Raw genomic sequence first — 11520 nt, 5'->3', positions numbered from 1 at the left:
AGACATGATCATTCATGCGGGGCGATTGTGGCCGATTTCCTATAGTGTTGCGAGTTAACTCTTTGTCATGTGCCGGCCTGCGGCCGCGCTGCGATCAGGTTGCGCAGGGTCATGATGGTGGAGGCATCCGCGACGCCGTCCACGCGCTCGGGCCGGAAATGGCGCTGGAAGGCGCTCACGACCTTCTCGGTGTCCTCATCGAAGACGCCGTTGATCTTCAGACCGTAGCCGTACATCACGAGCATGGCCTGCAGGGCCTCGATGGGCATGCCCTGGTCACCGCGCGAGAAGAACCGTCCGTCGCTCATCGCAGCCGGTGGGACCCAGTGGCCGACACCAGCCGCGTGCAGGGTCTTCCAGGGAAAGAGTTCGCCGGGGTCGACCTTGCGGCCGGGCGCCACATCCGAATGGGCGAGCACCCGGGTGGACGGTATGCGCCAGCGGGTGACGATGTCCTTCGCCAGGGCCGCCACGCTCTCGATCTGCCCATCGGGGAAGGGCGGCAGGCCGCCGGGATGGCCGGGATTGGCGATCTCGATGCCGATGGAGCTGGAGTTGATGTCGGTCTCCCCGTCCCAGGAGGAGAGGCCCGCATGCCAGGCCCGCCGCGCTTCCGGCACCAGCTGCAGCACGCGCCCGTCGCCGAACACGAAGTAATGGGCGGAGACCTGCGAGACCGGATTGCACAGCCACTGCAGCGCTTCGCCCTCGTCGGGCATGCCAGTGTAGTGCAGGATGAGCATGCTGGGGCGCCGGCCGTCCTTGCGCTCCCCGTGGTTGGGGGATGGAAACACCTTGGCGGCCAGCGGGCTCTCCGGTGTCAGCGTGCTCATGCGGCTACCTGAGATTCCGCTCGGCGGCGATGCGTTCCCAGGCCGCGTTGATGGTGGCAAGCCGCTCGGTGGCGATCTTCACGGCCTCCGGCGGCAGGCCGCGGGCGATCTCCCGGTCCGGGTGGTTGTCGGCGACGAGCTTGCGGTAGTGGCGCTTGAGCTCCTCGTCGCTCATGCTCCTGTCGGCCTTGAGAATAAAATAAGGATCGTCCTTGCGCTTCACATGGCGCGCGGCGATGCGTTCGAAATCCACGTCCGAGAAGGCGAAGATCGTCGCCACGTCCTTGAGGTAGGCATATTCGGCCTCGTGCACGGCCTCGTCCGCCTTGGCGATGTGGAACAGGCCGTCGATCACGTCCTCGAGAAGCGCAGGCTCCTCCTTGAACTCCTCGTGGATCTGCCGGGCGTAGGCCTCGAACCCGTCCGAGGTCTGCATGGCGAGGTTGAACAGGCGCTCCACCTTGTCGTGCTCGCTGTCCGGCACCTCGACGATCTGCTTGAAGGCCCGGACCTCAACATCGACCACCACGCCGTCAGCCTTCGCCATCTTGGCCGCGAGCGCCACGAGGCCCATAGTGAACATGACGTCGCGCGGCGGCTTTCCGAACAAAGCGCCTTCGCGATCGACCAGAACATGGCCGGCGACCCCGCCCAGGAGAGCGCCTATCGGCCCGCCAAACGCGAGGCCTATGCCGGCGCCTCCGAGCTTACCCCAAATCGACTGAATCATCTTGAGACCAGTGGTACGCTCAAGTGCGGGCAAAAGAAAAGGGGCCGAGAACGCCTCGGCCCCTGAAATTCGCTCTCTCGCGAGATTAGCGGCAGTACACGTTGCCGTAGACGTCCTGGTAGGTGCCATAGGGGCAGGCCGGGCCGCGCGGAGCCGTCGAGGCGCCCACGATCGCGCCGCCTGCGCCGCCGATGGCCGCACCGGCCAGAGCGCCACTTGCCGAGCCGGTTGCTGCGCCGCCGATGGCCGCACCAGCGAGGCCGCCGATGGCTGCGCCGCCGACTGCACGCTCACCAGGAGTATTGCAGGCTGCCATCGAGAGGGTGAGGGCACCGGCGGCAATGGCTGTCATGATCTTCTTCATGGAGGCTTCCCTGTTGTTGAGCGGGCCCTTGGCCCGGCGGTAATTAGCTTGACCTTACGCTGTCGCCAACTCCTGTGCGGAGAAAGAGTTCCTCCAAACACGCGGAAGAGGGCAGGATTCAGAGCCGTCTTGAGGCTAGAATCCCGTTGTAGGGCCCAAGCACCACGAAGACAATACGGTCAAGCTTGAACCAATTCTGAACATAATCGTGCCCTGAGGCGCCACATCTTCGCCTCATTTCGCCGTCACCCAGCGCCCCCTCATGATTATCGCCAGCTGGAGTTTCGGTTTGACTTGGCAACACTTCCTCAGAACGCTGGCGATTGCAGGTTTGGGCGCGGCCGCCCTTGCGGTGGCATCGCAGGCCCGGGCGAGCGGAGGCGAGAACGCCCCCATCTCCCCCGACCAGGCCGAGCAGTTCCTTGGCGCCGCGGCGGCTGAATCGGCGGCCTTCGCTGAGGAAGAAGCGGCCGCAGCGTCTGCCGGGGAGGCGCCGGAGCCGGACGCCAAGGCTGCAGGCAAGAAGAAGCTGAAGGAAACCGTCGCCTCCAAGCCCGCGAAGCCTCAGGTGGACAAGGCGGAAGAGGCGCAGCCCAAGCCGGTTGCGAAAGCGACGGCCGCGCCGGAGGAGGCGGATCAGCAGACCGCGTCCCTTCCCACGTCTCTTCCCGTGTCGCTGATCGGCACGGGGTCGAAAGCCCGCACGTCCGATGCAACGCGCGCCGTTGCGCTCAAGCCTCTCATCGCCCGCTACGCCTCCGAGAACGGAGTGCCCTACGAACTGGCCGATGCCGTGGTCCGGCTCGAGAGCCGCTACAATGCCGGCGCCCGGAACGGTCCGAACATGGGCCTCACCCAGATCAATGTGCGCACGGCGCAGTCGCTGGGCTATCAGGGCAATGCCGCCGGACTTCTCGATGCGGAAACGAATCTCCGTTATGGCCTCAAGTACCTGGCCACTGCCTACAAGCTCGCGGGCGGCGATACCTGCGGCACGATCCTGCGCTACCAGTTCGGCCACCGCACGCAGACCATGACGGCTGCCTCCCGGGCCTATTGCGCCAAGGTGAAGGTCATCACGGCAGCGGCCGATTAGAGCATCGGACCCAAAAGTGGATCTTCACTTTTGGGGTCGATCCGATGCTCAGCTCTTCGCCCTTGACGTCAAGCCCCTTTTGGCACCACATCCCACCGTCAGCCGGCTGGGCGGCCGCTTCGAGTTCGCTCGGGGAGGAAAGTCCGGGCTCCATGGAAGCAAGGTGCCGGATAACGTCCGGCGGGGGTAACCCTAGGGAAAGTGCCACAGAAAGCAGACCGCCCTGCAAGGTCTTCGGACCCCAGGGTCAGGGTGAAAGGGTGCGGTAAGAGCGCACCGCGGACGCAGCAATGCGGACGGCATGGTAAACCCCACCAGGAGCAAAACCGAATAGGGACGACAGGCGCTCGCGCCAGGCCTGCTTCCAGGCTGGTCGTCCGGGTTGGTTGCTAGAGGCGGTCAGCAATGATCGTCCCAGAGGAATGGTCGCCACGTCCGAAGTCTTAGACTTTGGGCCCTACAGAACCCGGCTTACAGGCCGGCTGACCCCATCTTTCCACAGGCCACATTCTGCGACAAAGCGGAGCAAACCTTTGCTCCGCTTACGATTCATTAACCGTAAATGCGTCTCATGGGGGTCGCATGCCACAAGGCCTGCGCTCCCTCTCCGTTCCGTTGACGACCATATTATCCCATGTTATCCCAAACCATCCCGTCGACGGTGTCTTCCGAAGAGGGCGTCAAGCACACAAGAAATGCTGGCGGTCTGCTTTTGAAAGTCGCGTCACCACCGAGAACGGGTGGCGGATCCTCAAGATCCGCCTGGGGGCTGACAATCAGGAGCGTGCGAGCTGCGGCCAATGAACCGCTTCGTGTCCAATTTCACCAACAAGTTGGATTCGAAGGGTCGCGTCTCGATCCCCGCATCCTTCAGGGCCGTGCTGGCCCGGGATGGATTCGAGGGGCTCTACGTACATCCGGCGCTCGATGCGCCGGCGCTGGACGCAGGCGGCAACGTGCTTCTGAACGAGATCGATGCGTTCTTGTCGACGCTGTCGCCCTATTCGGACGAACGGGATCAGCTGTCGACGGCATTGTTCGGGACCAGCGAGATTCTGAAGGTCGATCCGGAGGGGCGTGTCATCCTGACGGAGACAGTAAAAGTGCATGCCGGGATCGGCGATACGGTGACGTTCGTCGGACTTGGTCACAAGTTCCAGATTTGGGAACCCGAGCGTTTCCGTGCGCACTTGGAGGAGGCGCGCACGAAGGTCCGAGACCTGAAGAAAGCGTTGGGCAACCGGGTTGTGGAGCCAAGGTTAGTGCAGAACACCTCACCAGGAGTACGGGAGCGATGATGGGACGCGGCGACGGCCCAGGAGCCGGAGCCGCTGGCGGACCGTCCCGTCACGTTCCTGTCCTCCTGGCCGAGGTTGGCACGACGCTCGATGCAACGCGTGGAGGCGTTTTCATCGACGGCACATTCGGCGCGGGCGGTTACACGCGCGCCATTCTCGATGCTCATCCGCAGAACAGGGTGATCGCCATCGACCGCGATCCCGATGCGATTGCCGGCGGTGAGGCGCTTAGCGTCAAATTCAAGAAACGTCTGATGCTCCTGCCGGGACGCTTCGGCGACCTCGACGAGATCGCACGCGCGCAGGGGTTCGAGAGCGTCGACGGCGTCGTGCTCGATATCGGCGTGTCGTCCATGCAGCTCGATCAGGCCGAGCGCGGCTTCTCGTTCCGCAATGAAGGCCCGCTCGACATGCGCATGGAGCAGAGCGGTCCGAGCGCGGCGGACCTCGTGAACGAGGCGTCCGAGGCCGAGCTCGCCGACATCTTCTATCATTACGGCGAGGAGCGGCGTGCCCGCGCCGTCGCGCGTGCGGTCATCGAAGCGCGGCGCCGCCAGCCCTTCGAGACCACGCGGCAGCTCGCCGATCTCGTGGCTTCGCTGATTCGGCAGGAGCCCGGCGGCATTCACCCGGCCACGCGCGTGTTCCAGGGCCTGCGCATCGCGGTCAACGACGAACTCGGTGAACTGGTGCGCGCCTTGCACGCGGCCGAACGGATTCTCAAGCCCGGCGGACGGCTCGTGGTCGTCACGTTCCACTCATTGGAAGACCGCATCGTGAAGCAGTTCTTCTCGGTGCGGACCGGGCGCGCGCCGACAGGCTCGCGCCATCTGCCGACGGCAGCAGCACCCGAGGCCACTTTCGATGCGATCACGCGCGGTCCCATCGCTCCGAGCGAGCAGGAGATGGCGCGCAATCCGCGGGCGCGTTCGGCGAAGCTGCGCGCGGGCTCTCGCACCGACACGCCGCCGCAGGAGCCCCTGAGCGCCATCACCATGCTGGCCGAGCTGCCGCAGACAGCCGAGAAAAAGGGAGGGCGCCGGTGATCCGACTGCTCCATATCATTGCGATCTCCGCCCTCATCGCATCGGCGGGCTACGCCTACTCGGTCAAATACGAGACCCTCTACTATGTGGAGCAGGTGGCGAAGCTGAAGTCGCAGGTCGGCCGCGAGCGCGAAGCCATCGCGGTTCTGCAGGCCGAGTGGCAATATCTCGACCGTCCGGACCGCCTCCAGGAGGCCGCCGACAAGCACCTCGATCTGCAGGCGCTGAAGATCCAGCAGCTTGCGCGTCTGTCCGACCTGCCGAACCGGCCCTCTCGCGAGGACGAGATCGGCCGCAAGCTCGAAGCGCTCGGGTTGCTCGAGCCGACCTCGACGCCGAAGGACAGGAATTCGGACGCCCGCACCCCGACGACTCAAACTCCGAAACGGTGAGCCTCGTGTCGCAAGAGCCCCAAACCGAATGGCACGGTCAGAGCCTTCCCGCAAAACGCGGCGTGCTCGGTCACGCCCGCGAGCTGTTTCGTCTGCGCCATGACAAGAGCACGTCGCGCGTGGGCCTTGCGGCCGTGTGCTTCGTCGGCCTGTTCAGCCTGATCGGCGGACGTCTCGTGCATCTCGCGCTCACCAGCGAGAACACCAGCGAAGTACGCCGCGCGGCGTCCTCCGAAATCTCCGCCGCGCGCCCCGACATCGTCGACCGCAACGGCGAGATCCTCGCCACCGACGTGAAGATGGTGTCGGTCTTCGCCGAGCCGCGCAACATCGTCGACAAGGACGAGGCGGTGGAGCTGCTGACCGCCGTGCTGCCCGACCTCGACGCCACGGACCTGCGCAACAAGCTCGGCACGAAGAAAGGCTTCGTGTGGGTCAAGCGCGAGATCACGCCGCGTCAGCAGGCGGAGGTGCATCGCCTGGGCATTCCCGGCATCGGCTTTCTCCCTGAGAACAAGCGCGTCTACCCCAACGCGGAGGCCGCCGCTCACGTGCTCGGCTTCGCCAACGTGGACAATGTCGGCATCGCCGGCATCGAGAAATACATCGACAGCATGGGCCTGCAGGACCTCAACGGCGCGGGCTTCAACATCTCGGCCGCCGACCTGAAGCCTATTCAGCTCTCCCTCGATCTGCGCGTGCAGCACGCCCTGCGCGACGAGCTTGCCAAAGGCATGGCGAAGTTCAAGGCCAAGGCCACGGCAGGCGCAATCCTGGACGTGAACACGGGCGAGATCATCGCCCTCGTGTCGCTGCCCGACTATGATCCCAACAACCCGGTCGATGCCCTCGACAAGGACCGGATCAACCGCATCAATGTCGGCGTGTTCGAGATGGGCTCGACCTTCAAGGCGCTCACCGTCGCCATGGCGCTCGATTCCGGCAAGTACAACATCAACTCGACCTTCGACGCACGTTCCGGCCTGCGCTACGGCCGCTTCACCATCGGCGACTATCACCCGACCCGGCGCGTTCTCTCCACGCCGGAAGTGTTCGTGCATTCGTCGAACATCGGCACCGCCCGCATGGCGCTCGGCATCGGCGTCGAGGGCCACAAGGCCTTCCTGCGCAAGATGGGCCAGCTGACCCGTCTCGAGACGGAGCTGCCGGAAAGCGCCCTGCCGATCGTCCCACCGCGCTGGGGCGAGCTCAACACCATGACGATCGCCTTCGGCCACGGTCTCGCGGTCGCGCCGCTCCAGGCGCTCTCGGCCGTGGGCGCGCTGGTGAACGGCGGCGTCATGATCAAGCCGACCTTCCTGAAGCGCACCCAGGAAGAAGCGCGCCAGAACGCCCTGCAGGTGCTCAAGCCCGAGACGAGCGAGGCGATGCGCTATGTGATGCGCCTCAACGCCTCGACGCCGGAAGGCTCCGCCGGCAACGCCTCGATCGCCGGCTTCTTCGTCGGCGGCAAGACCGGCACCGCCGAGAAGGTGATCAACGGCCGCTACGCCAAGAACAAGAACTTCACCACCTTCACGGCCGTGGTGCCCTCCGACAAGCCGAAATACGTGTTTCTCACCATCATGGACGAGCCGCAGGCGGTGGAAGGCACCTATGGCTTCTCGACCGCAGGCTGGAACGCCGCTCCCGTGACGGGCAACATCATCGAGCGCATCGCGCCGCTGCTCGGCGTGCCGCCGCGCTTCGAGCCGCCAGCTCAGCCGTTCCCGCTCATGTCGCGCCTCGGCGCCTGGGGCAGCAACCGATGAACGCACGGACTATGAATCTCGGCGATCTTATTGAACTCGCGGCAGGTGACGCTCAGGCGTCTCTTTCCGTCTCGAAGATCGCCTCCGACAGCCGCAAGGTGGAGCCCAGCACCCTGTTCTTCGCCGTTCCCGGCACGAAAGTGGACGGCATGAGCTTCGTGCCGCAGGCAGCCGCTGCCGGTGCTGTCGCCATCGTCGGCGAGGCGGTGCGTCCATCCGATCTGCCGGACTCCGTTGCTTATGTTCAGGTGAAGGATGTGCGCCGGACACTCGCACTTGCTGCCGCACGCTTTTACCCCAAACAGCCCGAGAAGGTGGTCGCCGTCACGGGCACGAGCGGCAAGAGCTCGGTGGCCGATTTCATCCGCCAGCTCTTCGCGCATCTGGGCTACAAGTCCGCCAGCGTCGGCACGCTCGGCATCATCACGTCCGATGGCGCAGCCTATGGCTCGCTCACCACACCCGATCCGATCTCCCTGCATGAGAGCTTCGATCGTCTGGCCAATGACGGTGTTACGCGCCTTGCTATGGAAGCGTCCTCGCACGGGATCGACCAGCGCCGTCTCGACGGGGTGCGCCTGCACGCGGCAGGCTTCACCAATCTCGGCCGCGATCACCTCGATTATCATACCACGACGGAAGCCTATGCGGCGGCAAAGCTTCGCCTCTTCGACACGCTTCTGCCGCAGGATGCGCCCGCGATCATCAATGCGGACGGCCCCTATGCGGATGTGTTCCTGCATGGTGTGCGTAATCGCGGACTCAAGGTCATCACCACCGGCAGCATGGGCGAGACCATTCGTCTCGTCGAGGCCCGCGCGGAGGGCTTCACCCAAGCCCTGACCGTCGAGGCTTTCGGAAAAACCTTCCAGACAACCCTTCCGCTTCTCGGGGCCTTCCAGGTCGAGAACGCGCTCGTCGCCGCGGGCCTCGTGCTGGCCGTGGAGGGCGAGGGCCGGGCGGCCGAGGTGTTCGAAGGGTTCAAGGGGCTGAAGGGCGTGCGCGGTCGCCTGGAGCAGGTGGGCGATGTGGATGGCGCCATCTGCATCGTCGATTACGCTCACAAGCCCGACGCGCTCGCCCACGTGCTCGATGCCCTGCGCCCGTTCGTGACGGGAAAGCTGTTCTGCATCGTCGGCTGCGGTGGCGACAGGGATCAGGGCAAGCGCCCGCTCATGGGCCGCATCGCCAGCGACAAGGCCGACGTGGTCATCGTCACGGATGATAATCCCCGCTCCGAGGATCCGTCCGCCATCCGGGCCGAGGTCATGAAGGGCGCTCCCCGCGCCCGGGAGATCGGCGACCGCGCCGAGGCCATCCGCACCGCAGTGAATGAGCTTCGCCGGGGCGATATTCTGGTCGTGGCCGGCAAAGGTCATGAAACGGGCCAAATCATCGGCGACCGGACCCTGCCGTTCTCGGACCACGATGAGGTCCGGGCGGCCATTGCAGCGAGGCAGGGATGAATTCGCCCCTTTGGACACGAGACGAGATTGCAGCCGCCACCGGTGCCCGCATCGGCAGCGGCTTTACGCAGGCGACGGGTGCGTCCATCGACACGCGCACGCTCGAGCCCGGCGATCTCTACTTCGCCATCAAGGGCGACGTGCATGACGGCCACGATTTCGTGTCGGCTGCCCTGGAGAAGGGCGCATCGGCCGCCATCGTGTCCGAGGAAAAGGCTCCTGAATTCGCAGGCTCCGACAGGCTGATCGTGGTGCCCGACGTGCTCGAGGCCATGCGCCAGCTCGGCCGCGCGGCCCGCGCCCGCACGAAGGCCAGGATCGTCGCCGTCACCGGCTCCGTCGGCAAGACCGGCACCAAGGAGGCCATGCGCCTTGCGCTGTCACGCCAGGGCGCAGCCCACGCGTCGGTCGCCTCCTACAACAACCATTGGGGCGTGCCGCTCACGCTCGCGCGCATGCCGCGCGAAACCGAATTCGGTGTGTTCGAGATCGGCATGAACCATGCCCACGAGATCCTGCCGCTCACCGGCATGGTGCGCCCGCATGTGGCGGTGATCACCACGGTCGAGCCGGTCCACATCGAGTTCTTCCCCTCGCTTTGGGGCATCGCCGACGCCAAGGGCGAGATCTTTTCAGGCCTGGAACCCGGCGGCACGGCGGTCATCAACCGCGACAACGCCTATTTCGAGCGCATGCGTGCTCACGCCCTTGCCTCCGCGGCAGGCCGCGTCATCACCTTCGGGGAGCATGAGGCAGCGGATATTCGCGCGAACCGCATCATCGTGAAACCCGATCATTCGGTGGTCGACGCCACGATCTTCGGCCAGCCGCTCACCTACAGGATCGGCACGGCGGGCCGCCACCACGCGCTCAATTCCCTGAGCGTGCTTGCAGCCTCGCATGCCCTCGGGGCAGATATCGCCCTGGTGGCGCTCTCCTTCGCCGAGCTGAAGCCCCCGGTCGGGCGCGGCGAGCGCACGATGCTGAGCGTCGGGGAGGGCGAGGCTCTGCTGATCGACGAGAGCTACAACGCCAATCCGGCCTCCATGCGCGCGGCGCTGGCCAATCTCGGCGCGGTGGAACTCGGGCGCGGGGCGCGGCGGATTGCCGTCCTGGGCGACATGAAGGAACTGGGCGAGACAGGGCCCCGGCTTCACGCGGAACTGGCGGAGGCGGTTCAGGCAAACGGTATCGACCAGGTCTTTGCCGCCGGCGCCCTGATGCAGAACCTCGTGGATGCGCTGCCGAAAGCCATGGTGGCCGCTCACACGCAAACCTCCGCCGATCTGGTCGATGCGGTGTGCGCGGCGGTTCGCCCCGGCGACGCGGTCACCGTCAAGGGTTCGCTCAGCATGAAGATGGCCCTGGTTGTCAAAGCTTTGAAAGAACGTTACGGCGCGAGCGCAACGGCCCACGCGCTGAAAGGATGATCGATGTTAACCTGGTTGGCTGAGCTCAGCCCCTATTTCAGCCCCCTCAACATCTTCCGCTACATCACGTTCCGCACCGGAGGCGCGACGGCGACCGGCATGCTGTTCGTGTTCCTGTTCGGTCCGGCGATCATCTCGCTCCTGCGCGTGCGCCAGGGCAAGGGACAGCCGATCCGCGAGGACGGACCGCAATCGCATCTGCTGACGAAGCGCGGCACGCCGACCATGGGCGGCCTGATGATCCTTGCCGGCGTCCTGGTCTCGACCCTGCTCTGGGCGAACCTCGAGAACCATTATGTGTGGGTCGTGCTGTTCGTCACCGTGGGTTTCGGCGCCATCGGCTTCTATGACGACTACCTGAAGGTGACGAAGCAGTCGCACAAGGGCTTTTCCGGCCGCTCCCGTCTGACCATCGAGGCGATCATCGCGGTTCTGGCCTGCCTGGCGATCTCCTACATGGCCACGCCGGGATTGGCGAACAAGCTGGCGCTGCCGTTCTCGAAGGACCTGATCATCAATCTCGGCTGGTTCTACGTGATCTTCGCCGGTTTCGTGATCGTCGGCGCCGGCAACGCGGTGAACATCACCGACGGTCTCGACGGATTGGCCATCGTGCCGGTGATGATCGCAGCCGGCACCTTCGGCTTCATCGCCTATCTCGCCGGTAACGCGGTGTTCTCCAATTACCTGCAGATCCACTTCGTGCCCGGCACCGGCGAGCTCGCCGTGCTCTGCGGCGCGCTCATCGGCGCAGGCCTCGGGTTCCTCTGGTTCAATGCGCCCCCGGCGCAGATCTTCATGGGCGACACGGGTTCGCTCGCCCTCGGCGGCATGCTCGGCGCCATTGCGGTTGCGGCCAAGCACGAGATTGTGCTCGCCATCGTGGGCGGCCTGTTCGTGCTGGAGATCCTGTCGGTCATCATCCAGGTGACGTCCTTCAAGCTCACCGGCAAGCGCGTCTTCAAGATGGCGCCGATCCACCATCACTTCGAGCAGCTGGGCTGGACCGAACCGCAGGTGGTGATCCGCTTCTGGATCATCGCCGTCGTGCTGGCGCTCACCGGCCTCGCCACCCTGAAACTCCGGTAAGACG

General features: G+C 65.1%; 11 protein-coding genes and 1 other RNA gene. 9 read left to right on the top strand and 3 right to left on the bottom strand.

Annotated elements, in window-relative coordinates; all coding sequences use genetic code 11:
• Positions 1-65: 65 nt before the first annotated feature.
• The 3 genes from MA07_RS12550 to MA07_RS12540 all read right to left on the bottom strand — a co-directional run bounded on the left by MA07_RS12550 (position 66) and on the right by MA07_RS12540 (position 1927).
• Positions 66-833 (bottom strand): N-acetylmuramoyl-L-alanine amidase, encoded by a 768-nt coding sequence (locus MA07_RS12550; protein ID WP_036351007.1) that lies wholly within the window; start codon positions 831-833, stop codon positions 66-68.
• A 4-nt stretch (positions 834-837) separates the two neighbouring features.
• Positions 838-1563 carry a TerB family tellurite resistance protein gene (locus MA07_RS12545; RefSeq protein WP_036351004.1) on the bottom strand — a complete coding sequence of 242 codons (726 nt, stop codon included), beginning with the start codon at positions 1561-1563 and terminating at the stop codon, positions 838-840.
• Positions 1564-1648: 85 nt separating this feature from the next.
• Positions 1649-1927 (bottom strand): glycine zipper domain-containing protein, encoded by a 279-nt coding sequence (locus tag MA07_RS12540; protein ID WP_036351002.1) that lies wholly within the window; start codon positions 1925-1927, stop codon positions 1649-1651.
• Between the two features lie 289 nt (positions 1928-2216).
• On the opposite strand from MA07_RS12540, the gene MA07_RS27810 reads away from it, so the two are divergent.
• The 9 genes from MA07_RS27810 (at position 2217) to mraY (ending at position 11516) form a co-directional block, all read left to right on the top strand.
• Positions 2217-3023: a lytic transglycosylase domain-containing protein gene (locus MA07_RS27810; RefSeq protein WP_152568845.1), complete on the top strand. Its 807-nt coding sequence runs from the start codon at positions 2217-2219 to the stop codon at positions 3021-3023.
• A 98-nt stretch (positions 3024-3121) separates the two neighbouring features.
• Positions 3122-3513: RNase P RNA component class A (gene rnpB / locus MA07_RS27830), an RNA gene on the top strand.
• A 310-nt stretch (positions 3514-3823) separates the two neighbouring features.
• Positions 3824-4321 carry a division/cell wall cluster transcriptional repressor MraZ gene (gene mraZ / locus MA07_RS12530; RefSeq protein WP_036350998.1) on the top strand — a complete coding sequence of 166 codons (498 nt, stop codon included), beginning with the start codon at positions 3824-3826 and terminating at the stop codon, positions 4319-4321.
• On the top strand, positions 4318-5367 hold the full coding sequence (gene rsmH, locus MA07_RS12525; protein WP_052003119.1) for a 16S rRNA (cytosine(1402)-N(4))-methyltransferase RsmH: 1050 nt from the start codon (positions 4318-4320) through the stop codon (positions 5365-5367). The genes mraZ and rsmH overlap by 4 nt, the downstream gene beginning before the upstream one ends.
• Positions 5364-5759 carry a hypothetical protein gene (locus MA07_RS12520; RefSeq protein ID WP_036350996.1) on the top strand — a complete coding sequence of 132 codons (396 nt, stop codon included), beginning with the start codon at positions 5364-5366 and terminating at the stop codon, positions 5757-5759. Before rsmH ends, MA07_RS12520 begins: the two co-directional genes overlap by 4 nt.
• A 62-nt stretch (positions 5760-5821) precedes the next feature.
• Entirely contained in the window at positions 5822-7531 is a 1710-nt protein-coding gene (locus MA07_RS12515) for a penicillin-binding protein 2 (protein ID WP_244445243.1), read from the top strand.
• Entirely contained in the window at positions 7528-8997 is a 1470-nt protein-coding gene (locus MA07_RS12510; RefSeq protein WP_036350992.1) for a UDP-N-acetylmuramoyl-L-alanyl-D-glutamate--2,6-diaminopimelate ligase, read from the top strand. Before MA07_RS12515 ends, MA07_RS12510 begins: the two co-directional genes overlap by 4 nt.
• Complete coding sequence (locus MA07_RS12505) at positions 8994-10427, top strand: UDP-N-acetylmuramoylalanyl-D-glutamyl-2,6-diaminopimelate--D-alanyl-D-alanine ligase (RefSeq protein ID WP_036350989.1); 1434 nt, start codon at positions 8994-8996, stop codon at positions 10425-10427. The genes MA07_RS12510 and MA07_RS12505 overlap by 4 nt, the downstream gene beginning before the upstream one ends.
• Before the next feature lie 3 nt (positions 10428-10430).
• Entirely contained in the window at positions 10431-11516 is a 1086-nt protein-coding gene (mraY, locus tag MA07_RS12500; protein WP_036350988.1) for a phospho-N-acetylmuramoyl-pentapeptide-transferase, read from the top strand.
• Positions 11517-11520: the final 4 nt, after the last annotated feature.

It is taken from the genome of Microvirga sp. BSC39, from assembly GCF_000739015.1.
Lineage (GTDB): Bacteria > Pseudomonadota > Alphaproteobacteria > Rhizobiales > Beijerinckiaceae > Microvirga.
The sequence above is the reverse complement of the archived record's forward strand: the minus strand, read 5'-3'. Positions and strand labels throughout refer to the sequence as shown.